The sequence below is a fragment of the Bacillus sp. SG-1 genome (assembly GCF_000181495.1).
Lineage (GTDB): Bacteria > Bacillota > Bacilli > Bacillales > Bacillaceae_B > Rossellomorea.
The window spans coordinates 1-26394 of the sequence record NZ_ABCF01000018.1; the positions used below are offsets into that span (position 1 = coordinate 1).

Consider the following 26394-nt stretch of genomic DNA (forward strand, 5'->3'; position numbering starts at 1 on the left):
GGCACCCGAACGTGGAGGGTCAAGGAGAAGCAATTCAGGTCTCCCAAAGCTCTCCAGGATTTGATCAATTCCTTTTCTTGCATCCTTCGCGAGGAAGGTTGTATTAGAAATGCCATTATCCTCAGCATTTCGCTTGGCAGATTCAATTGAACTTTCCACAATTTCAATTCCGGCAAGTTCACCTACACGGTTCGCAAACGGAAGGGAGAAGGTCCCCACACCACAGAATAGATCGATCATTTTTTCCGTTTTCTTTGGTTTACCCATTTCAACTGCCAGGTCTACAAGTTTTTGCGCCTGAACAGGGTTCGTTTGGAAGAACGTGTCAAACCAAAGGCGGAAACGATATCCGTCCATTTCATCATAAATGAAATCCCGTCCTGCAAGAACGTGTGTTTTTTCCGATTGAGCGCGATCTGCCCAATCTCTGTTTTCAAGCCATAACAAACTTTTCACTTTCGGGAACTTTTCCTCAACACGCTTCACCAAATCAGAAACAGCTTCTTCCAGATTACTTTCTGGGGCTTCTGTTGCAAAAAGGCCAAGCATAATTTCACCTGTTGCAAAGGACTGTCTGACCATCAAGTGGCGAAGCAATCCTTCGTGGGCATCTTTGTCATATCCTTTTAATCCATGGGCATTGACCCAATTTGCCACTTCCATAGCCGTTTCAACCATTTCTTCACTTGCAATCAAGCAAGTCTCAAGCGAAATGACTTTGCGGAAGTTTCCTTGTTCGTGAAGACCTAAAGAGCCATCCGGGGCGAATGTAAATTCCATTTTGTTACGGTAACGCCACGGATTGTCCATCCCGATCGTATCCAATACCAGCGCCGGGTCATACCCTTGTGAGGCAATTTCCTCTTTCACATGGTCAGTCTTTTGTTTCAGCTGACCCTCATAGCTCAAATGCTGCCATACACAACCGCCGCATCGTTCAAAGTGAGGGCAGGGCGGTGCAGTTCTTTCAGGATGAGCCTCAAGAATTTCTTCAGGGTGCGCCTTTCTTCTTCTTTTCAGCGGCTCGTCCACTACTACTCTCACCTTCTCGCCCGGAAGAGTGCGAGGAATTGTAAGCTTTAATTTACCTATATTTCCTTTTTCATTTTCACGCCAGACAACAGCCTGTCCAGCTCCTCTATCATCCAATCGATGTACTTGCGCTTCTATCATTTCACCTTTTTCAATTTTCAATTAGAGTTCCTCCTTCATACAGAGCTTTTACATTCTATATATGATAACTAATAAGTTCAATTAACAGCCTTTATCTTCAAGAAAATATACTTATACAGTATAAAGGACGAAACGCCATTTTGGAATCCCTTCCTTCTTAAATGTAGAAATTTACAATCAAAAAGCTTGAGCGAAGATGATCACGCTAGTCTTTATTACCTTTTCAGCCGATTTTCCGTTAGCTGCCAGGGAGTCCTTCCATGAGGTATTGATTTAAGTGGGATAAGAAAAGTACAGGAGTAGTGAAATACGATGAGAAATTTGGAGAATTGGCCATCTTTATAACTGTATCCATACACTTCCTTGGGGGCCCGACACAGATTGGCAGGTGTTTTTAATAGGTTCTTTTTTTTTGTATATACTGCTAGTGGATGAGTAGTTGATTTCCGCTCCAGGTATGCGACTCAGCGGGGCGGTCGGTGAGCCTCCTCGGCTACGCCTGTGGGGTTACGTTCCGGTGGGTACGTAGCCTTGGTCTCACCTGTCATCAAAAGTGGTAGCACCCAGGTCAGCCCCGACAGGCAAATGTTCCGAAGAGAAAAAAAGGTGCTCTTTCCTTTTATTCTCTTCGGGTTATTTGATCCTGAGGGGCTGGGTTACGTTCCAGTAGGTACGTAACCTTGGTGATGGAACTAGACGTCCCGCTAGTTCCGCAGGAGATCGCACACCTTTCGCTCTAATCAACCATTCGTAAACACATCTAGAAAAATTAGTTAAAAAGCAACAATCTTATAGAAAACAGCCTTTCAATAAGATTTTACTGCAAATTACAGGTAAGTATCATTATTAAGATACATAACTCACCATTTCCGCTCTAGTTTATAGTCGTTAAACTTCTTCTCTGATAGGCGTTTAGATGAAGCTATTCTGTATGTCAGCTTCCATCACTGAGGACGAGGAATTTTATCGGCGACTATCGTGTTTTATCGGCGATTCCTGAAATTTATCAGCGATTATCTGCATTATCGACTAACCGACAAATATCGGCTTTCATCCCGAAATAAAAACACTAATTTACACGCAAGGAATGGTGCATAGATCAAAATAGTAATGCATATATGATATATCCGACAACCAACAAAACTATTAGCAGCCCGGTCCCTTTCCAGCCTTGACCTCCCACTATGTCGGCAAGATTCCTGTCTTTACTCTCACCAATGCTTCCAAGAGGATTCCTCTTGAGCTCTTCTTGCCTCAGCCTTTCCCTCTTGTCTTCAGGACTTTCTTTTCCAACCATTTTCAACTCCCCCTTATTTTATCGTCCAAATCGCTTTTTAAAAGGGAGTACATATAAAGATCATCAAAGTTGCCATTCGTATATTCATAGTGCCGTAATAGTCCTTCCCTCTGGAAACCTTTGGCTTCCACCAGCATTTGAGAGGGAGAGTTTCCCGGCTCTATTAATGCCTGAATCCTCTCAAGATGAAAGTGTTTAAAGCCATATAGGACGACCGCTTCCAAGGCTTCTCCGGCAATTCCTTTCCCCCAATAATCCTGGCTTAATTCATACCCTATTTCTGCTCTGGAATGCTCGGCAGCCATATTAAGAAAACCACAGCTTCCAATCATTTTATTATTTTCTTTGAGGGTTATTCCCCATCTAATGCCGCTGCCATCTTTCAGAATAGAATCGTACCATTGTATTTCTCCCAGTGCATCTTCAATTGATTGAAAAGGCAGCAGCCCCATGTGTTTAACGACATCTTGATCAGACAGGTATTTTAACATATCTTGAGCATCATCTTTTATAGGTTGTCTTAAAATCAACCGATTTGTTTCTATAACTGGAAATATCATACTATGCCCTCCTTTCTAGACTCTTTGATGGTAGGAGCTCATCATCTTTCCCAGCAGCCATAGTCATCTCATTATTTTATGCCGCCTTGCTTCTAATAAGGTAAAGTAAGCTGATGATCTAGTACCTATGACAATACTGTCATTCAATTTAAGTCCAGTCTTTTTCCATAATAATGAAATCGTAAGTAGTGCCCCTGATTTCATTTTGAAATTCTCCTTTTCTTTTAAAGCCGGCATTCTCATAAAGCTTTATCGCCCGTTTGTTAAAATCTACGACAGCCAGCTCAAGATGGTCATATTTAAATATACCTCTTCCTTCATTTATAATTGCGTCCATAAAAGAGGAACCGTAGCCTTTTCCCGTAAGTGAAGGCTTCATCTGAACACCGACCGCAAGTACTTCATCATCATCATCATCAGCGACGTTAAAAAATTCACAATTTCCAGCTAGTGTTCCATCCTTTGTAAACACCGAGAAGGCTCTGTCAGAATCTATACTCTCCCTGAAACCATCGATTTTTTCCTGTTGGATATCATTATCATAAAAAGCATAAATGCCATCATACGTCCATGTTAAGAATTCTTCGATGTCATCTGACGTTCTCTTCCTAAGGGTAAATTCCATGTTCGGTCCTCATTTCTAAATCCTTTTCAAAGGCTTTATTTTAATAGTTTCAATGTTTCACTATGGTAAATTGACTATTGCTAATACAGGTTGATTGAAGCGGAAGGTGCGTGTCCTCCTTCATGATCAACCGGACCTGTCCAGTTGGTTAATGAAAAGAGTTTTTTTAAACAAAGCATCCTCCCAGCCTTTCGATAGACAGAGGGTAATTAAAACTCTACATAAAAAGGCTGCATCTTCTCATCTAAGGAATACTCTATTCTTTCTTTGAAGTTGAGGCAGGTGACCATTTCATACACCTTCTCTATAGGAAAGAAACCAACTTCCAAGGCTTCTTCCGTTGTCGTCAGCTCTCCTCCTATCGGTCTTCCGAGAAATAGGGTATTACAAATAGATCTGTCAACATTTTGAAAGACGCCACAAAATCTTGTTACCTCGATATCCAGTCCACATTCTTCTTTTGTTTCGCGAATAGCCGCTGCTTTCAGTGATTCTCCTTCTTCCACTTGTCCGCCGGGCATCTCCCATCCCCTTCTGGGACCTTTAATCAATAACACCTCATTTACTTCATTTACGACAATAGCTGCTGCTGAAACGATATGCTTTGGCGGTTCCATGTACTTTTCTCTCCCCTTTAAGTGAAATCCATTCTGTTCTGCTATACGTTTATATATCCTTCCAGATACGCAACTGCTTCTCCTGCCATTTTAATCTTATCTCCCAGGTCCTTGCAGTACAGCTTCCCGCCTCGTTGGGATAACTGTAAAGCTGTCAGTTTGGATTGGTTTAATACTTCACTCCAATAAGGCACTAATGTGCAGTGAGCTGAACCTGTAACGGGATCTTCATCTATTCCTGCCCTGGGAGCAAAAAATCTTGATACAAAATCGACTTCAGTGCCTCGGGCGGTAACGATAACACCCAGCGCATCCAGTTTTTTCAATTCTTCCACGTTCACTGCCAGATCCACGATATCTTGTTCTGTTTCAAATACAGCCAGATAATCCCTTGCCTTATAGACTTCTTTTGGTTCTCTCCCCAACCCTTTTATAAGTTCATGAGGTACTTCACAAGGCTTACCCGGTCTTGAAGGGAAAAGGAGTGAAAGCAAAGCCCCTTCTTTGGAAACTTCCAATACACCGCTTTTCGTGTAAAAGTTTATTTGTTCTAATGTGGTGTCCATGTAGTTAAAAATCACAAAAGCTGAGGCCAATGTAGCATGACCGCATAAATCAATCTCTTCTTTAGGTGTGAACCACCTCAGTTCATAATCGTTATCTTTTTTCACAAAGAAAGCAGTTTCCGCCAGATTGTTTTCTGCTGCAATTTTTTGCATCAACTCGTCTTCAATCCAATGTTCAAGCGGGCAGACAGCAGCAGGATTTCCTTTAAATTGCTGGTCTGTAAAAGCATCAATTTGATATATCGGTAACCTCATAGTATTTCCTCCTTATGAAAGGCTTTTTCTTAAACTTTCTTGCTATTTAATATATTTTTGGATTTTTTCCGTAAGCAACAACCTTTACGAGAACAGCCTTATGAAAAAACAGCTGAAGACCTACATCCGGTCCCAGCTGTTTCGATTAATAAATACCCTCAGCCTCTGGTGGAAGAGTTCTTACTTGCTGCAAATAATTCGACATGTTTTTATCATCGTCATAGGGATAAGTAAATGAAAGGGTGTCTGCCACTTCCTTTGCCAAAATACGAAAGAGGTTGCCGGCTGTAAAGAGAGCATCCCACATATTTTCATAGTTCCAATCCGCGTAGGTGTCCCGGTACATCTTCCAATAGGATTCCGGCAAGAAATTTTTATAGTATTTCCCCAACTTCCCAGGTGAAACTTTGAAATCGGTCTTTGTCCCAATCCACCAGGAGACCATTTCGTCGAGATTCCTTCTGATGATACTTTCAAACATGAATTTTGCATACGGTAATTCATCGCGCCAAATTCCTTTGGCCACATTTTGCTGACACCACCAGAAGTCATTACAGCAGCCGAAATACTGCCCATTTGTTGGCTTTTTCACATGATAGTCAACATCCGTGGCCTCTGGAATCGGTGGCAGATAATTGTCCTTGTCTAACAAAGGGATCGTGAGTTTATCACTGAGATACCTTTCATTCATGCATTCCAACGACTGAATTTGCAAATCGATACGATTTCCGTCGGTAAACAGCATGAGGTATCCATAAGATTTCGTGAAATCTTTATGTTCTCCTGCCATCTTGTCCAACTTGTCGGGTTCTTGGATCATCAGCAGCTCACCGAAGGCTCCAATCCATTCTTTCTCTTCGATAAAAGGGGCCGTTTCCTTAACGACATAAACTATATCATAGTCTTGGAAAATATCTTTTGGTACATTGGGGTTGGTTCGTGAACCATTCATATATACAGCACGAATACGCTCATCTTCATTAGCTGTATTTAGAATAAGGTTCATCATCTCTTGTTCTGTTCTCAACACATTCCCTCCTCGTCAATTTGATATAAAAAATGTTTTTTGTAAGGTAGGGGCTCGCGACCTGTTACGGAATGGCTATTTATTAAGGAGCCTGTCCTTCATAAATAGCACCGTTCCTGATTAGAATTCCAAATAAGTTATTCCTGATTCCCGTAGTATTCCTGCTCTTCTTACTAAAACACACAGCACACTCCTGTATAAGAAGGGGTGTGCTGTCTGTTATTGGTGTAATTAATCCAATTGGATTCCAATTTTATCTTCAGCGTATTTCGTTGTACTATAACCGCGAATAAGTAAGTATTTGGGGATAATTGGATCATCAGAAGCATCCCGGTATAATTCGATCTCGTGCGTCGTCTGGAAATACCTTGGCTGTCTCCCAATACTGTCTAATGTTGAATAATATTCTTCGGGGTCATACTGATTCCCCTCTCTATCAACCAAGACTCCTTCCCCTCCGCTTCCCATCGAGTAGGATTCCAGTTGGTTTTCAGACGTTAAATCCAAGTGCAGTCGTTCATATTCCCTGTTTTGAGTATACTTGTCAGTGATATGTACCTTAGTCGGATTTCCTGTTTCGAAACTGTCGATAGTAAGCTCGTTCCCAAGGTAAGTAAACACCTGTGGAAAATTGTTTTCCTGATTGATCTCAATCGTTTTATTATCCTCTACAAAAATATTAATAGAATCGAGTACTAGGTTAACTTTATCGGGCTCATCGAAATACAGCGAATCAAACATTGATTGAAAGGTTGACCAATCACCGTATGAATCGATATGTTCTCCATAAAAATGATCAACCTCAGCCGTTTTGTTCTTACTCTCCAGTCCACTCATGCTGATATGTTCAATGGATTGCTCTCCTTTCATTCGAGGAAAACTGTATTCCAACAGAGTGGCGGTTGGTGCAAGGGTCAGTTTGTCTATCCTGAATGGGATACCTTCAACCTCTGTTTCCTGATTAAGATCATATACAGTTGAGGATTGCTTTGTTACCGGAATGTCAAAACTCCATTCACCCTCCGCGAATTCAACGCTCTCATAATACTTAAAGTTTGAGCGTTCTGCTCCTTCTTTCATTGCCTTCTGAAGCCTCATCAGCCTCAGTTCTACCGTGCCGCTGTCCGACTTGACAGGCGCCAGACTGAGTGTCCCTCTAAAAATATTCCCTTCATCATCCGTCTCCTCTTCGAACGGATGCCTGAATACCGGCCGGGCGTCTTCCTCGAATATTTCATACTCATTTTCTACACGAGCTCCCTCATGATAATTGATGAAGTATTGGTTTTCTTCATTCATATCTTCAATCTCATAGTATATGAGAGTCTGCACCTCATCAGCGACAGCTGTTTTGATTCTTACTTTGACACCATTGCTCTCCTGTTCTAAATTCAGCGGTTCGCTAATACCGTCCTTATAGAACTGCACAATTTCCTTTTCTTCCTGCTCCGTCCATCCCATCCATGAGTAGTAAAGGCTGGAAAACCCTCCTGTCACAAACCCGGTACAAATCATAAAAGTAAATAGACCAACAGCGGCGAGTCCAATTCTGCTTCGTTTTTTTCTTTTTTCTCTTTTGAGCCGTTCTGTTTCTGCGACCCTTTCATAAATCTGGTCCATAAAATCATGGGGGAAAGGCACTTGCTCTGTAGTTCTTTCCAGCAATAAGATGACATCTTGAAAAACTGATAGTACTTCCCGGCATCCATCACATTGATAAAAATGTATTTCTAACTCAATTTTCTCTCTTCTGCTCAGCGATTTCCCTAAGTATTCAATGAAATTCTCCTGATATTCTGCACAGCTTCCCGAAAGATTTCCATAATTAAGTTCTCTGCTTAACTCTTCAATCCCATCAGCCAAACGAGATATTAATTCCCTCGTTGTAATCTGTAAAACTTGACTTCCCTCTTCAAAGGGCAAACCTTTCAAATATGTAACGGCAAGTGCTTCCTTATATTTCGCAGCTAGTTTCGATAATCCAGGGACAATTTCACCCGCAGCTTCTTCAATTGCCTGCTCTCTGCTGCTAATTGATAGACGAGCACGGCACTCATTGAGAAAAATTTCTGTGACCCGTGACTCAAATTGAATATCCTCTTTTACATGTTGAATCTCTTCGTGTATTTTCATGATAGTCTCATAAAAGATTTTCTGGATATCTTGATTACTATTAAAATAGGTCCGGCCAAGCGTATAAAAAGAAGGTGTCCGAGCTTCGAACCAATTCAGGACACTATTTATACTGTCTTCACTTACATTGTGAATTTCTATGGATTTTGTTTCCATTTGCATCGCCAATCCCTCCTTCCTAATGCAATAGTACTAAAAATAATACTGTATTAATAGGTCGAATTTTCTGAAAGTAACACACCTAATTTTACCATACTTTTCTAATGTTTTCGGCAAAAACTTTACCTTAGTAAGCTGAGTCTAGTTTGGCGTTAATGAAATAGTGATTATTGACCACTATTTAGTATCCCTTTATGATAAGGAAGACTAACTTAAGAGCTGATCAAAAGGAGATTGAAATGGAAATCAAAATTCAAAAAGAACTTTCTACAGATTACACCGCGATCGAAAAAGTGATTGTGGAAGCCTTTCTAAATGAAGAATATAGTGACAAAAAAGAACATCTGCTTGTAAATAGAATAAGGAAATCAGAAGCATACATCCCTCAACTTTCATTAATCGCCTTAAAAGGAGACAAAGATGTAATAGGGCACATTCTCCTTTCGAAAATTAAGATTATTAACGGGGATCATGCAGTAGACTCCTTGGCTCTTGCTCCAGTTTCAGTTATACCCGAATATCAGAACAAAGGAATTGGGAGTCAGCTGATTCACACTGCATTAAAAAGAGCAAAGGACCTTGGGTATCGGTCAGTCATTGTTCTGGGACACAAAGATTACTATTCTAAGTTTGGTTTTAAGCCGGCCAGCCTTTGGAATATACAAGCTCCTTTCGAAGTGCCCGATGAGGTATTTAGGGCCCTGGAATTAACACCTGGCTCCCTTGAAAATGTGCAGGGTGTCGTTCAGTATTCAAAAGCTTTTGCAGAGTAGAAAGTGGAATGACAGATTTGATATTATCCTAATGATGTCCTTTCCACATAAATAAGCAGCCCCTTTGCAATTGTGGGGACTGCTTATAAGTTTGTCATATCAAGAACGGCTTCTCTTAACCTGCACAATACATACAACTAAGACACCATTCCATTTATTTCTTTTTCCCTGTAAAAATATAGATCGAGTCTCTCAAGAACTCGGCGGCACCATCGCCTTCCTTATCATAGTAAGCTTTAAATCGCTCATCAGCTATATACATGTCCCCAAGACCCGCATGTGCCTCTTTACTGTATTTCGGCCAATAATACATCAACCACTGTTTGTGCAATTCTGCTGTCTTTTGAGCCTGTTCACTTGATGGATCTCCAGTTTTCATCGCTTCTGCCAGTGAAGCATGGATTTTTTCAGCAAGATGGTTCGCTTGTTCCAACTCAGCTTCAGACATATTCTGCAGCTTCGCGTTTGACTGGTTTACCGTACCTTCCCCATATTTTTCACGAATTTCCTTGCCATACTTCCGCTCATTTTCATCTATCACCTTTTGCTTGAAACCTTCAAACTTTTCTTTGTCTGTCATCGACGATCTCCCTTTCTTCACCGCTATGGTTTTTTCCACATTAGCTATTAATTGATCTAATTGATCTCGTTTAGCCAATAATGCTTTACGATGATCAGCCAATGTGTATGCAATGTCAAAGCAGGGATCATCAAGAATATCCTTAATCTGTTCCAATTCAATTCCCAATTCTTTATAAAAAAGAATCTGCTGCAGCCGATCAACCTCCCGCTCACCATAAACCCGATATCCAGAAGAATTGATTCTCGCCGGCTTAAGAATTTCTATTTCATCATAATAGCGCAGGGTACGTGGGCTTACCCCTGCCAACTCTGCAAGTTTCTTAACTGTATATTCCATGATGTCACCTCCTGACAATTACACTTTACACCTTGACGCTGCGTGAAGGTAAAGGGTTTTTTCAAAATGGTTATAAAGTGTTTTTCATTGTTGATATCCAGTATGTAAAGGGCTAATAAGGTTAGATTTTCTTGCAACTTCTATAAATGTAATCAAGATTAATATTCAAACAGCAAAAACCATTCTTGTAGGGCTATACTCCCTAGTTCAATCAAAGTAACTTAGACATATAGTATTCTTCAAAAAACTCTCCGTTTATATGAAGTGATTTTCTTTTGGTGCCTTCAATCTCAAATCCCCTCTTCTTATAAAGAGCAACGCCAGCTTCATTCTGTGTTACGGCGGTCAGTTCCAGTCTTAGGATCCCATGGTTCAGTGCCCATTCTTCCGCCTTTAGAAAGAGTGCGTTTCCAATCCCTTTTCCCCGGTGATGCTCTGATATCCCGACGGCAATATAGGCAGAATGCTTTGTTCTGTTGACGCTTCCACCGATAGCAAACAAATACCCCGTCAAACGTTCATCTTCTTCTGCAACAATAATAGTGGAATTGGCCGTCTCCTTCATTCGCTGGATCTGTTTCTTCATCTGATCAGCTGTTGTCTTCCTTTCTCCCGCATCCATCATCATGAATTGTGAAGATGCCTCCACCTCCTTAATAAGGTAGATCAAACTCTCTGCATCTTCTATTTTGATTTCTCTCACTCTCATAACTCTCCACTCCCTTGACTAATATATCTTTCTCCTGATATTGTCATTGACATCTTCAGCAAAATCAAAGCCAGTCTCAACCTCCCAGTATTTTGTTATGACATTTCCATCCGGGATTTTGAAAGCAAGCGTCTTCTTCTCAGAATTCCCTTCAAAAATCAATATACCAAAATACATGGTATCATGATAAAATCCTGGGGAGTCTGCGTTAAAGACTCTCGGACTTGTGTTAATTTGCCTGACGACCGAATTGATCAAATCTTTATCTTCAATGACATACACCACATTTTCTACTTTCATGATTGTCAATTTATCATACTCTCCATCAATGATTTTGCTTCCATTTAAAAAATATAGAAATCCAACCAATATAAAAAAAGTAAAGAGTATAACTGCAATCCCCAGCTTCTTCATTCACCTTTTCATCGCCTTTCTAATAGTGTACATCTAATTAGACGAATTCCGGGGTGAATTATTGCTTATTTTAATAGTTTTTCACAAGAAATTGGAGTGTGTTTAGGAGGGTAATTCAAAAACAACAAGGCAGATGTTATTTGAGGAGATTGGAGCTAAAAAAAAACCCGGGAAAGCCCCGGGTATCCGTTTATTCATCCATGTAATTATGCTGTTCTTCAATCTGCCCATGTTCACTGTGGATGTAGGCCATGCTGCCGGATTCTTCAGCCATGCGTTTGGCTTCCTCGACCGCATCTGATTTGGAGCCTGCAGTAAATACCGGGCTGCCTTTCCCTTCTTCTTTTACTGCCCAGCCTTCTTCCTCATGCGGAACTACATGGTATCTGGCATCATTGGTGCCGGCACGATCTTCAAAATATTCATTACGGTTGTTTTGATCATTATTATTATTGTTTGCCACGATAAAAACCTCCAATATTGAATTTGAAAAGTTGTTCTTAAAATTTTCATTACCCGTTAAAGATGAAGGAAAACCCGTGAAGATTCAGGTAATTTCTTCATAATGCAATCTAAAAAGCTGAGGCCCGCTTACCACGCAACCTCAGCTTTCAGGAAATCATTCTTCTGTTTCTTCTGTTTCAGTTTCTAAACTGATTTCTTCCACATATTCCAAAACCCGTTTGGCAATGAGTTTATAACCGCTTGTATTGGGATGGAAATAATCTTCCGCTAACAATTCCAGATTTGAACCTTCGAACAAATCTGATGTCGGAATATAGTTTACATTATCATACTCTTCTGTAACGGTTTTCCCTGCTTCATTCCAACCCCTCATGATGACTTCAAGTTCCTTAATATCCCCAAAGTAACCTTCAAAAGGATTGTAAAATCCAATCAGGTATATTTTAGTGTCTGGATTCAAATCGTTTATTTTATCAAAGATTGCTCTCAGCCTGTCCGTATAACCCTGCTGTTCTCTTTCAAAGGTTTCCACCTTAAGGTCGATAAAGTTACTTTTAACAATCTTCATAATATCATTGGCACCTATTGTGATAAGAACAATATCAGCCTCTTTAATGGAGCGGGCAATCTCCTTGTCTTCCAGCCGCTTTAATAATTGATCTGTACGGTTACCCCTTTTCCCATAGTTCTCCAAGGAGATCTTCAATTGATTATCCTCAAAGGTATGATTTAGTATGCCAACATACCCTCCGCTTTTCGTTTCATCTCCCACCCCCTGAGTGAGGGAATCTCCAATAGAGACAATCTTTAAATCTTTATTAAATAAATTTATGACGCCTTTTATAACTTCCCTTACATTTTCTTTGATTTCTTCTGTAATTGAAGAGGTTGGTTCGATTATATCATCTGCTTCCAGCTGTTCTTCTTCACCTGTTGCCTCAGATAAAACATTTTCTATTTGTTCACTGACCGAAGCGGTTTCCGTTTTTACATTTACTTCCTTAGGGATAAAAGTATCACGAAAGACTAAACCAAGAAGAACTACCACTAGCAGCAGAGCTGTAATAAAAATGAATTTATTCAATCTCTGCACTTAAAAACCACACCTGCCCTATATCATTGATGTTAGACTTATTCCCTTTTAGGAAAAACATTAATCAGAATAGTCTATTTATTTTAGCATGAAGACAGGTACAAAGAAAGATACAAAATGTAGCAATACTAATCTAATTTAATAAAAGAATAGCGCCTGTTCCCTTAAACAATAAAATCAGGGCACAAGCGCTATTCTGTCACTGTTAATTTTGGATATAGCGATCGAAAATATCTCCAAAATCTTTCTTTGTATTGGATTGATAGTGCTCGTTCAGCCAATCATATGCAAAATTCGTAGTTTCTTTAAACTCGTTGGAGATATCGTTATCATGAAATCGATTGCTATGGATAAGGTCCTTGGCGAAGGATAAGCTCTTTTCCGCTGATTCAAACTTCCTCTTTCCTTCTTCCTGACTATGCGAGATGGCAAGAAGCGATTTATATAAATCTGCGATGGCTTCTCCTTCTTTTTTATCAATATCGACAGAAACCGGCTTACCGCCAAGAGTGAATTTAATTTCCAGATCAAGGTCAATCGTTCCGGCAGTTTCGATTGAAACATTGCTGATCGGATTTTGATAATATTCATAACGATATAGATTGCGCTTGCTGCTGGCAGCTTTTTCACCATCTAAATGGATGAGCGCTCTGTTGGTAAAGCAATATTCATCCGTTTTTGATTTGATCAGAAAGTGGATTTTTTCTCCATCTTCATGCAATACATAGTCATCAGATAAAGTTTTGTCAAAATCCTCTCTCTTAATGATTTTCCCGATATCACTTAATCCCAATGCATCACTTGCGATTTTCTTAAACATTTTATTACCCCTTTTCACTTATGAATTTCGCTTATAATTACATGCTAACATACTAGTCTGCGATTGTAAGAGTTTTACCTTTTCTGGATAGCATCCTTTGTATCTATATTGCGACAATAGTTGTTTTATACTTCTACGGAAAGATTTTAATCCGAAGTAAATTTACTTGTGGGGCTACTCTTCTCTACTTTTATCCATCACATTTCATCTCACCCTTGAATTGTTTTGAATCGGTTACGTATGCTTGCACGAAGTTCTTCCATAAGGTAAAATTTTATGGGTTCTGTTCTATATCATGAACCAAAGGAACAATTGGCAAAAGTAAAGATAGCCTTTCCAAGACCTGTTTTGATTACGAGGTTTGGAACCCCTATAAAAAGGGTAAAATCCTGGAAATATTTTTGCCTAATTTAGAAGGTGAGGGAGTAAGATGAAACTTGGTTTGACAAGCAAAATAATCATCGGTTTAGTCGCAGGGGCGATTGCCGGTCTATTGTTAAATGTATTTGCAAAAGATGTATTTAATATTTTAGATCCGTATTTGTTCACCCCGTTAGGAAGAATTTTTCTAAACCTTATTTCCATGCTGGTCGTCCCGATCGTTTTTGTATCGATCGTTCTTGGCTCAGCCGGACTGGGTGATCCAAAAAAACTTGGCAGAATTGGATTAAAGACCATCCTTTTTTTCCTTGTGACAACCTGTATTGCAATTGTAATAGGACTCAGCCTCGCGCATGTCATCGATCCGGGCCTTGTTGAAGGCATCGATCAAACAAGCAATGAAGGTTTTGAGGCAAAAGAAGCCCCTCCTGTCGGGGAAACGCTGATGAATATCATTCCAAAGAACCCATTGACCGCGATGAGCGAAGGCAATATGCTGCAAATCATTGCTTTTGCGATTTTCATCGGCATCGGTTTAACGGCACTTGGTGAAAAGACGAAAGGCATCTTCAAACTCGTAGAGCAGGCCAACGATCTATTAATGTACCTGGTCACTCTAGTGATGAAATTTGCCCCTTATGGTACCTTTGGATTGATTGCATCCGCCATTGGAAGCCAGGGCTGGGGTGCCATCAAGGCCATGTGGCTCTATATGATGGTCGTTATAATAGCATTAGTGATTCATGCTGTTGTCACTTACGGAGGTTCCGTACTGCTACTGGCTAAGAAAAGTCCTATCTGGTTTTTCAAAAATTTCAGCCCGGCTATGAGTGTGGCTTTCAGTACATCGAGCAGTAATGCCACATTGCCGATTTCAATGGAAACCGCTCAGAAGCGCCTGAAAGTATCTGAACCTGTCAGCTCCTTTGTTCAGCCTCTTGGTGCAACCATCAATATGGATGGAACGGCTATCATGCAAGGGGTCGCAACCGTGTTTATTGCCCAGGTATACAGTGTCGACCTTACAATGGGTGAACTGGTGACGGTGGTCTTAACCGCAGTGCTGGCAAGTATCGGAACGGCCGGCGTGCCTGGCGTAGGACTGATCCTGCTGGCGATGGTTCTGAGCAGCGTCAACCTCCCTGTGGAAGGAATCGGCTTAATCCTTGGTATTGACAGATTACTCGATATGGCAAGGACCTCCATCAATATTTCCGGCGATGCCGCTTGTGCGTTGATCGTTTCGGAGAGCGAGGGAAAGAGAGACGCATTGGATAGACCTGAAGAAAATTAACAATGGAATGTTAAAGAAGTCCTCCTATTAAGGGGACTTCTTTTTGCGTCGTCTATTAATTCTTTTTAGTATGTAGAAAAAGGTGAGGTTATAGCTGTTGGGTCATCAGTCTCCCAAATCTATTTTTTTATAAAAATTATAAATTATAACTTCGGAAATCAACCCTGTAATTATATAATATTCCTTTATAAATATTGGGAAAAATTTTACCAATATGATGAAAGATAAAAAAAACGATCTCCTTTAAAATTTACACGGGGTGGTAATAATGTACAGGAGTATTATAAAGAATAAAACTATACTATTTTATTTAATAGGCGGTGGAGTATCTCGATTAGGAGACATCTTATCTGGAATGGCTTTCCTTTTCATTGTATATGATTTAACTGGTTCGGAGGTTATGACTACAGGAATGGTGATTGCTGGTACGTTACCTTATCTCTTATTTGGGTTAGTAGGAGGAGTACTAGGTGATTGGTTACCGAAAAAACGCCTTCTAATCTGCATAGACACTATACGAATTCCTTTTCTGGGCTTAGTTATAGGGTTGTTCTATTTTGAACTGCTAAGCTATCTTTTATTATTAGTAGTCAGTTTTCTCATTCAACTTTTAGGATGCTTTTTTAACCCAGCACACCGAGCAATACTGCCTTTAATTACAACAGAGGAAGATCGAACAACTGTAAATAGTATTAATGATAGCTTAACTAGAGGAATCACAGTGTTAACCCCAATCTTATCAGTTTTAATATTAAGATCAGTTGGTCCCATTCACTTCTTTACTGTTGATGCTATAAGTTACGCCATCAGTATTTTCTGTATTTCCAAGCTTAGATTTAAAGAAGTACAGTATGAAGGAAAGCGTACGGTTAAAGAGATTTATAAGGCCATTATGCATTTTATGAAGTGGGCTAGGGCTGAAAGAACAATTCGACGGTTATTCTTGCTAACATTCTTTATAGTGTTTTTTAATACATGGGTATGGCAGGTAGGTATCTTGCTTGCACTTGAAGAAATATCCACAAATGGAGAAGAGTTATATAGTATCTTCCAAGGGGTTTTTGGTTTCATTATTATTTGTGCAAATCTGATGATCCCATTTTTCTTTAAGAAAATGACCTTGAAAACTTACTTACTTGGATCCACTATTTGGGCTATAGGAATTATAGTTATCGGGACTTTTTATGGAATTTTACCATTGTTTTTGGGAGCCGTTATCGTGGGGATTGGTTTACCACTAGCAGGGTTAGCTCGGGTTTATCTATTGCAAACGTTGGTTCCTCAGGATATGCTTGGACGAGGTTTCAGCTTTAATGCTTTTTTATTATATTTAGCAAATACACTGGCCCTAACTATCTTCGGTGTATTAGTTTCATACTTTGCTATTAACAGCCTCTTTATCATTTCAGGAGTAATCATGTTATTTCCTGCTTTAATCTTTATTCTATTACTTTTATCTAAATTGGTTACGGTATACACTAGGCGTTCGCCCATAAAGTTTTTTAAATAATACATTATAAGCAGAAACAGAGGAAAACCCGTGTTGTAAAGCTATTTGTAGAATTGGTTCGTCTGTATTAACGAGATCATGCTGACTCTTAATTATACGATAGACCTGAAGCCAAGAATAAGGTGCGAGTCCAGTAGCCGACTTGAATTCATGTGAAAACTGATATTTATTCATCCCTGAAAGGGTTGCCATGTCCTCTAATGACCAGGACTCGTGGTAACCCTCTTTTAAATGGCTAATTACAGATCTTACATTCTCTTTGGTACTAGGAAGTGTCGGAAAAGTAGTTTGATGACTTCCTAAACCATATTTTAATAAAATAATCACAAGCTGCACTATACTATGCTCAAGAAGCAGTTCCTTTTCTAACTGTGTATCCTCCTCCTGCATAAATTCACGTAGAAAGTTTGCCCATTTTTGTACGTATTGATTATAGGAAGAGACCATGGCGAACTGCGGGTCAATCTTATAGGATTTTCCTAACGCATTCAATGTTTGAAAAATCAGGTCTGGTGATAATTCCACGAGGAACTTCTCATTTGAAACAGAAAGCTGGCGATGATCTTCGCCTGGGTTGAAAACCAAAAAGGCACTTTCATCAATTTTTATGTCACCGTATTTCGTTTGATAACGACTTTTTCCTGAAGGTGAAAAGATCATTTTATAGCTGCTATCATTTCGCCAATTCCGCTCACCTAATTGAGTTGTTCGCATCAATATAAGTCCTTGGTTATTCTGAACAATCATCTACTCCTCCACCTCTCTTGTCATCATTTTACCTTCAATCTCTTATTTACACTAAGATGTTTCAATTATTTAGTAAAGACATTCGAATTCTTTTTGAGTTGATTATTTTCTTCTTTTGTAGAATTACCGCTGAACACTTATTGTGTCTTAATAACATGCTTTTGAGCACTCTGAAACGCAGCGATAAATAGACAAAAAAACTGCCCATTTGACAAGTCTTTTCTCTTATGAATATAGTCAGAAACATACTTATTAAATCCATTACTTTAAACTCGATATAGGCTTCTCGTCTTCCTTTTCCTTTGACCGATAAAACTCTAACACTGCTCTCTCATACTCATTTTCAGCACTAAAATTTTCTTGATAATTATCACCTATATAAATGGCAAGATATTTTAATGAGAAAAGACCTCTAATGGCAACCCGCGTTGACTACTAAGCATACAGCTATAAACTTATTTCCACTTGAAATATCAGATAACACTTCATCAATAAAACAACTTATATCAAAAAGAAGAGTCGTTAATATTTAACGGGTCTGTTAAGTGAGAGAAAATAACAAGTAAGTTTACAAGTGTCTTAGCAAGGGCTTCAGCAGTAAACTCAATCTGTAATGGCGAGTAATTTGCAAAATTATCACTTGTTGAAATATAGCCCCCTTGAATAACACTTTGTATCAACAGATTGAAAATTATTGGATTTCAAAATTAATGTTTGTGCCAGTTTTTTATCTCTAATGTTTGTTCATCGTGATAATTGTAATGTTTATTCAAACCCAATAAAAATCCAGATACAAATGCAGCGATAATGATCTGCGAATAAGCGAGTATGCACGAGAAAAACTTATATTTCTGAAGGAGTAGTTCTGGAAGCAGCCAATGCAGTTAAAGCCTTCTCAATATAACTATATACTTCTTCTGCAATTCCCAGAAATTCTTCAACATCTACATTACTATCCAAGTAACACGCATACAGATAGTCAACTAAAGCTGAATCAATAGTGCAATAATCTGATATGGCACTATTCATCTTAGTAATGTCATCTTGCCAAACCCCTGTATCTTCTAAAACCAAAGAGTATAATGCACGAATCAATCTCTTTGAGTAACCTTTGGTATATCTAGATTTCAGTGTGTCATCATTGGCATTAGATAGAAAACCGCGAACGCGATACACAGCCTCTTGAGTGTCTGAATTCAAGTCTAATATGAACTCAGGTGAAATAAGAATAGGCGGTACTTCTTCGCCAATATCAGTACCATGTATACAAACACAGATTATCTTGATCCAAAATCCCCATTCATTGGGCTTACTTCTTACATCATCGAGTGAGCAAATAACCGTATCAATCTTAGTTACTAATCGATATTTTTGTAAAATCTGGTCCTTCAGACATGATACTCTATCATAATCTATATCTCCTGGTCTTTCGCATACTATTGTAAAATCTGCATCAGACTTAAATGGCTTAGCAGTACCTTTAGGAATTGAGCCACACATATAAATACTATGAATCTTTCCATTAAACTCTGAAAGCAAGCTAGCTGTATACTCCTCTACAAAAGTCTTGTACTCACTCTGAATATTAATCTTCTTTATAACCTTCTCCAAAACCATACCTGGTCTCCTTTTATCTTCTAAAATCATTTTATCTCCCCCTGTTTAAAAGTATATCAATTTATAAATTTTTCTCTTATTTTTTTCACTATCTGCCCCTTTACTTGAACAAAGGGCTGCTGCTTGTTCAGCAAAAACCCCTTTCGTTGAATAAGAAGAAAGGGACATATATTTAACAATCGGGACCGATTACAACAGACCGTTCTGCACATCTAAGCTTTCCGGACAATCCTATTTTACCTAGTTCTCCTTCACTAAATTTATAATAGAGGCCTTGAATAAAGAAATTAATTCAATTTAGCCATAACAATTCACTAAAACTAGAGCGTCTCCTCCAATTTCTGAATCTTTGAATGGGAAAGCAAATAAACATTGCCTATAACATCGATTTTGTCTCCCTTTACACGTAGAGCACAATCTTTGTTCGATGCATAAATATCTATTTCTTCCGATAGGAAAGATAGTTCGCTTTGAACCAGCGCCATGTTATTCTCAAGATCAAAATGAGACAGGACGGAAAAATTGTCAAGACCGATTCCTTCATAAACAGAGTTCATTTCAACTTCATCTCCAAAGCTTTTGGAACATAACCATTTAGCGGACATATTGATTGCACCAGCGCTTGCTCCCATCACAACGGCGCTGCTTTTTTTTATCAAATCCGATAATCCATATTCCTTCAAAAAACTATTTAGTTTAAGAATATCCCCTCCCAACAAGAAAATGACTGATGCATTTTGAATTATCGTTTGGGACTCTTCCTTCTGTACTCGATAATTAATTAAGTGATATTCGTCAAACATAATCCCAGCCTGGTCAAGCCATGAGCGTTCAGTAGCACCATTATTTTCGTAAATAGAAGGATTCGAGCTAATCATAGCAAGCGATTTTCTATCAGTTATATCCCCCTGTAACATTCTGGCCAGATTCTCAGGAAAAAAATTGTTAAACCAACCTAAATAGTAATGAGTTTTCATAAGTACCCCCATAGAAAAGTGTAAATACCTATTCCTCGCTATACTTATTTCGTTTTCTTGTCACAAACAAAACACTATCAATTTGCCCAGATTGTTGAAACAAAGTTCTTCAACTAATCTGCCCCAACATTTGAACAATGCTATCTCTAAGATAATTGACTAACTTTCAAGATTTAGAGAATCAAGTTAATCATAGTTCATTAATTTTTTTCAACAATTGTTCTGTATTTAAAATAGTAGCAAATTCTTCATTCAAAGTAGCTAACGTTGTATTATGAATAATCTCGAGCCCATCATAGTTACCATTTTGGTCATTCATCATCCCAAAGGTTGCAGTGGCATCTGAGATTAAATATGTATCAAAACCTAAATTCCCACTCATTCTTGAGGTAGTAAATACACAATGAGGAGTAGTTAAACCTGCTATTACCACAGTTTTGATGTTGGTAGCATGGAGAAATTTTTCTAGATTTGTTCCGAGATAACTACTTTTAACCGTTTTGGCCATTACCACTTATCCATCAAATGGTTGAGCCACCTCTTTTTATATTGAATCCTTCATGATTTGGATGAACAACAGAAGATGCATTTTTAAGACTTTTGTTGAATATGAATGACATTCCCACTTTTTTTCTCCAAGCTGTTAGTATTAGACCAATATTTTCTTTTGCATTAAGATTGTTTCGTTCTCCCACGTGGGATCATTAAATGCTTCTTGAAAATCTACAATTATTAAGGCAATACTGTTTCAATCCAATTTAAACTACCTCATTTCTGGATACTCTTATAAAAAGAACATCCCAATTTCCTACTAAGAAATTGGGAGCTGTTGGTAAGAAGATTGCTATGTTTATAGGACTCTATCTATATGAATTATGAGTTGGATTGAATAATTCTTCTTCGGAATTTCGTACAATTGAAAAGTGTTCAACATTGTAGTGTCCATGTAGTGTTTGATTATGGTGCTTGATAATTTGTTCAGCACTTAGTACCTCATTGTCAGTCGTAGAGTGGCCATCCCCGACTAATGTGACATCGAACCCACTAATGGTGGCAGTTCTAACTGCACTGTCAATACAATGTTCTGTTGCACATCCCATAATTACCAGATGTTTGATTTGAAGAGATCTTAGATAACTTAGCAGTTCTGTTCCATGAAAGGAATTCGTTGCAGTTTTGTCGAAGATCTTAGAATCGGCTGGCACGTTAATGCTTTCATGAATTTGAAACCCTTCACCTTCACCTTGAGCAATATCCGTATCTCTTACAAAAATAACAGGAATTTCAAATAATTTAGCCTTTTCAATCACCATATTAACATTTGAAATCAACTGAGATTTGTTAAACACAGCGCTTGTTTCCTGACTTCCTTCTATTAATTCTTGTTGTACATCAATAATAAGTAATGCTTGACTCAAATAATTTTCCCCTTTCAGATTGAGGGAAATGCTTGATAGTAAATTAGTTAGGCAATTTCCCCATAGTATTTCTTGCTATTATTTTTTTAACTTTCATAATATCGACCTCCTGTATAAATTATTGACCTGGAATCCCAAGGGAATTTTCAGACAACTAAATCTTATCATAAAACAGTAATAAAAGGATACTTTTACCAGAAGTCTTCTTCCGTTAAATGGCCCGTTTGTTGAATAAAACTTATCCATGGATATGCATGAACAGGCTGGAATAAAAAAACAATATGATAAGTACATCAGTTTACAATAAAATTAATGGGTGTCATTTAAAATTGACTCATTTTATTAAGCAGCCACTTATACAATGCTCTCCCCTTAGTTGATTAAAGTACACTCAAAATAAACTTATTCAAGAATCACTGACTAATGTAAAGCTGCATCCCTACGACAAAAAGGCACCATTTATCCAAAATAAATAGGTGCCTTTTGTATAAATTTCCTATATAAGCTGTTTATTCAAAGAAGGAATTATAGTGATCAGTTCCGTGAAGTCATTGATGATCATATCAGCCTGAATAAGTTCCTCTTTTCGCGCAAAATCAAAGTTACACCCTATAGAAACAAGCCCATTATCTCTCGCAGCTTTAAAATCTGATAAACGGTCCCCTACAACCGCTGCATTGGATAGAGAATGTTTTTCGATGATGATTTTCACTAAGTCTGACTTGTTCAGGCTATCAATCTGTTCAATACTGAACGTCTCAGTCACCCACTTATCCAACCCATAGTAGTCTACGATTGCCTTTAGATATTCTGTTAGTCCATTGCTTGCTATGTAAATGTTATAACCATTCTCTTTCAACACTTTGAATACTTCCAGAACATTTTGGTATAAAGCACCTTTTCCACTATTTATATTTTCGATCAAGCTTTTAAGGAAAAAGGCATCCACTTGCTCCCTCTCAGCAATGGAGTACTGTGGCAGCAATGTTTCCCACACCTTTGGCAGTGGTACGCCCATGATTTCACGGTATTTATCAATAGGTGTCTCCGCATTCCATTTATCTTGGGACCGAAGATGATTAAACGTATCGTGAAGTGACAGTTCCAATATTTTATCTGTTTGAAAAAGTGTTCCATCCATATCAAAAATAAGAGACAGATTCATTTTTTCACTCCTTTTTGAGTGACCGTTTCAGACAGATTCTCTGTCTTAGATCCTGTTTTTATTCTTTCTTATTGCTATTGTAGCTTTTCACATAAGCATCCAGTAGCCATTGGTTTTTCTCCAGTAATTTCTCCACTGCAATTATACTCAGCAGAAATACGATTGCTGGTTCTTGAGTCTCAAACAAACCGGTTATAAGTAAAAATAGGAAAAAAGAAAAAACTAATAAAATGGTGAGGTAGGCTGTGCTTTCTTTCACTATTAATCTCCTTATCATCATTGAGATGCTTTCAAGCTAGCTTTCAATATTATCCTTAAAGTAATTTCCCCAGTGCGGTTGTGTACCGTCTATATCTTTGAAGTCATAGATTTCTGAGAGTTCCCAGGTACTAAATATTCCACCGGTTTTGTCAGCAATATGCGGGTCCAGGACTAAACATTTAATCGCCTCGCCTATATAATAAGGGGATTCGGAGGCTATGAAATGAGGATCCACTTTAGCTCCTTCCTTCCAGTTCTTTTCCGTCACTCCATACACTTCCAGCATGGCTTCCGATCGCAAGTAACCCGGAGTTACAGCTATAGACGTAATATTGTCTCCCTTCAGATCTTCTGCCATTGCCTGGGCGATATGTATAGCAGAGATTTTAGCCAGGCTGTAATAAAAACTGCCCCGGGGCTTATAGTCAGTTCCATCGGTTACTTCAATAATAAGCCCGCCGTTGCTTTCCTTAAATAAAGGAATACTGTAATGAGCGGTTACGATATGTGACTCCACCGCTTGCTTTTGCATCAGTAACCCTTTCGATAAACTATGTTCGCCGAATGGTGATCCCCATTCTGTCAGGGGATCACCACCCCATATATCATTGACTAAGATATCCAGCCGTCCACTCTCTTTCTTTACCCTATCAAATAACTGAATGACTTCTGATTCAATCATATGATCCACTTTTACAGGGATCCCTTTTCCGCCAGCTTTCGTGACCATGTCGGCCGTTTCTTCAATGGTTTCTTTCCTTCCCATCGGCGATTGACTCTTGGATGTTGTTCTCCCTGTAACATACACCGTTGCGCCTGCTTCCCCCAATTTTACTGAAATAGCACGCCCGGCACCCCTCGTACCTCCCGCAACGATGGCAACCTTTCCTTTAAGGGATTCCATGCCAAAACCTCCAATCTTCCTTTACGCAACTTTTCATCAGTAGAAAAACTATAAAACTATCACCCTATTTTATTACTGTTAGTATTTTACGAGTACCTTTAAAGGTTTTAAATTTCCGTCACTAAGATTTGCATAACATTCGATTAGCTGGTCTGATGATATTGTATAATCAAAAATCTTGTTTAAATAAGGCGCTTCATCAAGTTGTTGGAAAAACCATTCTGAGTGCTTCCGGTAATCCCAGCCATCACTGGAACCCACGATTCTTAATTCTTTCTCGTAAAAGTCTTCATTTAGGTAAAACAGATCTTTATTGCCATCCGATAATATGCAAATATCTCCATGTTTCTTCATCGATTTAAGAAGGACGTGAAACCCCTCAATACTGGCTGAACACTCAAGACCATAATCATATAGGCCGTCCGGTACTTGTTCTGCTTTATTATAGACATTGGTGGCCCCGAAGCTTTCCGCAAACCCGCCCCTTGAAAAATCAGGTTCTAAAATATCCACCTGTTCAACCTTCATGTAATTTTTCAGAAAATGAACCGTTAATAATCCCATGGTCCCGGCTCCAATGATCAATACCCTGCTTGCAGGTTGGGGGTTCAGCTTTAATACCCCTTTAGCTGCATCACAAGAGAGTATATTGAGTAAAGCATAGGAAGAATCAATCGCTTTCGGGACCCTGACCACTTTATGCGCTTTTTCAATTCCTAACTTTTTGTGGCCATAGAAAGCGAGGACGTAATCACCAATTTTCACATCCGTAACTTCCTGTCCGACTTCTATTACTTTCCCATAGCTCTCGTATCCAGCTTTTCTTGGGTATTCAGGAATCGGGTCGGTCACATCGGTTTCATCATACTCAGGCAAGGCAGCTCCAATACTGATTGCTCCTGCTATGGTTTGGATTAACACTTCATCCTTTTGTAAAGGGCCTAATTTATGCCTTCTCCATTCCAGCTTTTGCTTGCCCGTTAATTCGAGAGATTGTTGTATCATTTACGTTCATTCCTTTTAGTGTACTAAATCACTCTTACTTATAGGGAGGGACAGTTTCTCTTACTTGACCATTTGTATAATTTTCTTGCACCATTCTTCTCTTGTTTCCAAACCGGTTTGATTACAAAGCTGTTTATTTAACCTTAGAAATTCCGGTATGATACTTGTCATGGTTTTCATGACATCAAGCGAATGGCGGGAGGAATCCCAACTTTCCAATAAAGACAGCTGCCAATCGTTGAGGTAACTTCTCTCTCCTTCAATCTTTGACCAGATTCCATATGAACTATCGATACGTTTGTTCATTTCCATATACCAGCCATAAGCTATCAGCCATCTTATCCGGTCTAAATTGGCCAGAGAGTAATAACTTTCCTTTCTCATTACAGCCCGATAGGTTTCATGTATGAACGCCAGCATCTTCCCCCGCCAAACCTCGACTTCTTCAGCAGTAGGGACATACTCCATTTCGGAGGATTGATTCAAAACCTTTTGTACAATCCCTTTAGGATCATAGAGAACTTTCAATCCCTTCAGCCAGATGGAGGGTTCCAAGTCTCCAGGGTCCTTATAAAATGTATCGACTTTCACAAAACAATCGAAGTGTGTGACGACCACAGGAGTTTCAGATAAGCCTTCAAAAAATAATACATTTCCCCATTTTGCAGGACGCTTCCGTTTATTCTTGATAAAGTCTGCTCTTGTTTCTGGAGTAACAATGATATGTAAATCTATATCAGAGTAAATGTCATCATTTCCTTTTGCTAAAGAACCTCCCAGATAAATTCCGATGACATCCTTGTCGGCCTTTAAGTCGTCCAGGACATTCCCTAGCAGTTTTTCACGTTGATCAGGCAGCGTCAGATCTCTTTTTGCATGTCTACTTACAAATCCCACACATGTGTAACACTCCTCAAATGAATAGTATATAACTACAGATTTCGTCAAATGGTCAAGATTGTCCTTCTTCTAAGTCTTCCTATTTAGGATGGACTCAATGAATTCAGTTTTAGCCTCGGCATACTTATGTTTATCGCTTTTATTAATTTGAGATAATCGAAGCTTTAACTCCTCATATTTTGTGAGGGTATTACCATCACTTCGTAAATGATCTCTAAACTTTAACTGCTGAAGCAAGTATTTGTTTCCGCGTTCATACATATGGATTTGATGTGTTCTTGGCTCGCCCTTACTGAAGTAATGTCTTTCACGTAAAATCTTGGTTCCTTTATAGTCATAACCCATATCTTCTAAAGGAGCTATACAGAGATCCCCTTTTCTGAATTCCTTGATTTCGACTGCAATATCAATAATTGGTTTTGCACTCAACCCTTTGACAGCAGTGCTGCCGATATGGTGAACCGCAACAATATGCTTACCTAGCTTGTCTTCGATCATTTCTTTTTCTGACAAAAACTCCATTTCCCATTCCTCTGTCCACGGGACTAAAAAAACCTCGCCTCTAGGAAGTCCTAACATCCTTAATCCCCCCTCCAAACCTTATAAACTA

The 26394-nt window shown here is 38.9% G+C and carries 27 protein-coding genes and 1 pseudogene; 3 read left to right on the forward strand and 25 right to left on the reverse strand.

Annotated features, from left to right (window positions below):
- From rlmD to BSG1_RS10105, 8 genes are all read right to left on the reverse strand, one after another.
- On the reverse strand, window positions 1-1173 hold a 1173-nt coding region (gene rlmD / locus BSG1_RS10070), incomplete at its 3' end, for a 23S rRNA (uracil(1939)-C(5))-methyltransferase RlmD (protein ID WP_044022721.1).
- Window positions 1174-2272: 1099 nt separating this feature from the next.
- Window positions 2273-2470 (reverse strand): DUF6366 family protein, encoded by a 198-nt coding sequence (locus BSG1_RS10075; RefSeq protein ID WP_044022711.1) that lies wholly within the window; start codon window positions 2468-2470, stop codon window positions 2273-2275.
- Between the two features lie 2 nt (window positions 2471-2472).
- Window positions 2473-3030 carry a GNAT family N-acetyltransferase gene (locus BSG1_RS10080; protein WP_006836916.1) on the reverse strand — a complete coding sequence of 186 codons (558 nt, stop codon included), beginning with the start codon at window positions 3028-3030 and terminating at the stop codon, window positions 2473-2475.
- 148 nt (window positions 3031-3178) lie between these two features.
- Complete coding sequence (locus tag BSG1_RS10085; protein ID WP_006836917.1) at window positions 3179-3655, reverse strand: GNAT family N-acetyltransferase; 477 nt, start codon at window positions 3653-3655, stop codon at window positions 3179-3181.
- A 209-nt stretch (window positions 3656-3864) separates the two neighbouring features.
- Window positions 3865-4272: an NUDIX hydrolase gene (locus BSG1_RS10090; RefSeq protein WP_006836918.1), complete on the reverse strand. Its 408-nt coding sequence runs from the start codon at window positions 4270-4272 to the stop codon at window positions 3865-3867.
- Between the two features lie 41 nt (window positions 4273-4313).
- Window positions 4314-5093: a PhzF family phenazine biosynthesis protein gene (locus BSG1_RS10095; protein WP_006836919.1), complete on the reverse strand. Its 780-nt coding sequence runs from the start codon at window positions 5091-5093 to the stop codon at window positions 4314-4316.
- Window positions 5094-5238: 145 nt separating this feature from the next.
- On the reverse strand, window positions 5239-6120 hold the full coding sequence (locus tag BSG1_RS10100) for an aminoglycoside 6-adenylyltransferase (RefSeq protein WP_044022712.1): 882 nt from the start codon (window positions 6118-6120) through the stop codon (window positions 5239-5241).
- Window positions 6121-6351: 231 nt separating this feature from the next.
- Window positions 6352-8415: a DUF4179 domain-containing protein gene (locus BSG1_RS10105; RefSeq protein WP_006836921.1), complete on the reverse strand. Its 2064-nt coding sequence runs from the start codon at window positions 8413-8415 to the stop codon at window positions 6352-6354.
- Window positions 8416-8651: 236 nt separating this feature from the next.
- Between BSG1_RS10105 and BSG1_RS10110 the strand changes: the two genes are divergently transcribed.
- The gene (locus BSG1_RS10110) at window positions 8652-9185 is read left to right on the forward strand and encodes a GNAT family N-acetyltransferase (protein ID WP_044022713.1); all 534 of its coding nucleotides are present in this window, start codon (window positions 8652-8654) and stop codon (window positions 9183-9185) included.
- A 154-nt stretch (window positions 9186-9339) separates the two neighbouring features.
- Here BSG1_RS10110 and BSG1_RS10115 read toward each other — a convergent pair whose 3' ends face one another.
- From BSG1_RS10115 to BSG1_RS10140, 6 genes are all read right to left on the reverse strand, one after another.
- Entirely contained in the window at window positions 9340-10104 is a 765-nt protein-coding gene (locus BSG1_RS10115) for a MerR family transcriptional regulator (RefSeq protein ID WP_044022714.1), read from the reverse strand.
- A 211-nt stretch (window positions 10105-10315) separates the two neighbouring features.
- Complete coding sequence (locus BSG1_RS10120; RefSeq protein WP_006836924.1) at window positions 10316-10813, reverse strand: GNAT family N-acetyltransferase; 498 nt, start codon at window positions 10811-10813, stop codon at window positions 10316-10318.
- Window positions 10814-10831: 18 nt separating this feature from the next.
- Window positions 10832-11227: a hypothetical protein gene (locus BSG1_RS10125; protein WP_006836925.1), complete on the reverse strand. Its 396-nt coding sequence runs from the start codon at window positions 11225-11227 to the stop codon at window positions 10832-10834.
- Between the two features lie 190 nt (window positions 11228-11417).
- Window positions 11418-11690 carry a DUF2188 domain-containing protein gene (locus tag BSG1_RS10130; protein ID WP_044022715.1) on the reverse strand — a complete coding sequence of 91 codons (273 nt, stop codon included), beginning with the start codon at window positions 11688-11690 and terminating at the stop codon, window positions 11418-11420.
- A 156-nt stretch (window positions 11691-11846) separates the two neighbouring features.
- Window positions 11847-12785 carry an SGNH/GDSL hydrolase family protein gene (locus tag BSG1_RS10135; RefSeq protein ID WP_006836927.1) on the reverse strand — a complete coding sequence of 313 codons (939 nt, stop codon included), beginning with the start codon at window positions 12783-12785 and terminating at the stop codon, window positions 11847-11849.
- A gap of 205 nt (window positions 12786-12990) precedes the next feature.
- Window positions 12991-13605: a PH domain-containing protein gene (locus BSG1_RS10140; protein ID WP_006836928.1), complete on the reverse strand. Its 615-nt coding sequence runs from the start codon at window positions 13603-13605 to the stop codon at window positions 12991-12993.
- Window positions 13606-14035: 430 nt separating this feature from the next.
- On the opposite strand from BSG1_RS10140, the gene BSG1_RS10145 reads away from it, so the two are divergent.
- Window positions 14036-15280, forward strand: coding sequence for a dicarboxylate/amino acid:cation symporter (locus BSG1_RS10145; RefSeq protein ID WP_006836929.1), 1245 nt, complete (start codon window positions 14036-14038; stop codon window positions 15278-15280).
- Window positions 15281-15548: 268 nt separating this feature from the next.
- Window positions 15549-16790 (forward strand): MFS transporter, encoded by a 1242-nt coding sequence (locus BSG1_RS10150; protein ID WP_006836930.1) that lies wholly within the window; start codon window positions 15549-15551, stop codon window positions 16788-16790.
- Here BSG1_RS10150 and BSG1_RS19830 read toward each other — a convergent pair.
- The 11 genes and pseudogenes from BSG1_RS19830 to BSG1_RS10205 form a co-directional block, all read right to left on the reverse strand.
- Window positions 16734-17537, reverse strand: coding sequence for an AraC family transcriptional regulator (locus BSG1_RS19830; protein ID WP_006836931.1), 804 nt, complete (start codon window positions 17535-17537; stop codon window positions 16734-16736). The genes BSG1_RS10150 and BSG1_RS19830 overlap by 57 nt on opposite strands.
- 843 nt (window positions 17538-18380) lie before the next feature.
- Window positions 18381-19154, reverse strand: coding sequence for a nucleotidyltransferase (locus BSG1_RS10160; protein WP_044022723.1), 774 nt, complete (start codon window positions 19152-19154; stop codon window positions 18381-18383).
- A gap of 320 nt (window positions 19155-19474) precedes the next feature.
- Window positions 19475-20131: a Type 1 glutamine amidotransferase-like domain-containing protein gene (locus tag BSG1_RS10165; protein ID WP_044022716.1), complete on the reverse strand. Its 657-nt coding sequence runs from the start codon at window positions 20129-20131 to the stop codon at window positions 19475-19477.
- Window positions 20132-20321: 190 nt separating this feature from the next.
- Window positions 20322-20873: pseudogene (locus BSG1_RS10170) on the reverse strand (isochorismatase family protein).
- Window positions 20874-20991: 118 nt separating this feature from the next.
- On the reverse strand, window positions 20992-21549 hold the full coding sequence (locus BSG1_RS10175) for a cysteine hydrolase family protein (protein WP_006836937.1): 558 nt from the start codon (window positions 21547-21549) through the stop codon (window positions 20992-20994).
- 496 nt (window positions 21550-22045) lie between these two features.
- Window positions 22046-22714, reverse strand: coding sequence for an HAD hydrolase-like protein (locus BSG1_RS10180; protein ID WP_006836938.1), 669 nt, complete (start codon window positions 22712-22714; stop codon window positions 22046-22048).
- Window positions 22715-22772: 58 nt separating this feature from the next.
- The gene (locus tag BSG1_RS10185) at window positions 22773-22973 is read right to left on the reverse strand and encodes a short-chain dehydrogenase (protein ID WP_232214225.1); all 201 of its coding nucleotides are present in this window, start codon (window positions 22971-22973) and stop codon (window positions 22773-22775) included.
- A gap of 36 nt (window positions 22974-23009) precedes the next feature.
- A complete protein-coding gene (locus tag BSG1_RS10190) occupies window positions 23010-23879 on the reverse strand; it encodes an SDR family oxidoreductase (RefSeq protein WP_006836940.1) in 870 nt (289 codons plus the stop codon).
- Between the two features lie 78 nt (window positions 23880-23957).
- Window positions 23958-24884 carry a zinc-dependent alcohol dehydrogenase gene (locus BSG1_RS10195; RefSeq protein ID WP_006836941.1) on the reverse strand — a complete coding sequence of 309 codons (927 nt, stop codon included), beginning with the start codon at window positions 24882-24884 and terminating at the stop codon, window positions 23958-23960.
- Between the two features lie 60 nt (window positions 24885-24944).
- Window positions 24945-25781: a nucleotidyltransferase domain-containing protein gene (locus BSG1_RS10200; RefSeq protein ID WP_006836942.1), complete on the reverse strand. Its 837-nt coding sequence runs from the start codon at window positions 25779-25781 to the stop codon at window positions 24945-24947.
- Between the two features lie 72 nt (window positions 25782-25853).
- Window positions 25854-26363 (reverse strand): GrpB family protein, encoded by a 510-nt coding sequence (locus tag BSG1_RS10205; protein ID WP_006836943.1) that lies wholly within the window; start codon window positions 26361-26363, stop codon window positions 25854-25856.
- Window positions 26364-26394: the final 31 nt, after the last annotated feature.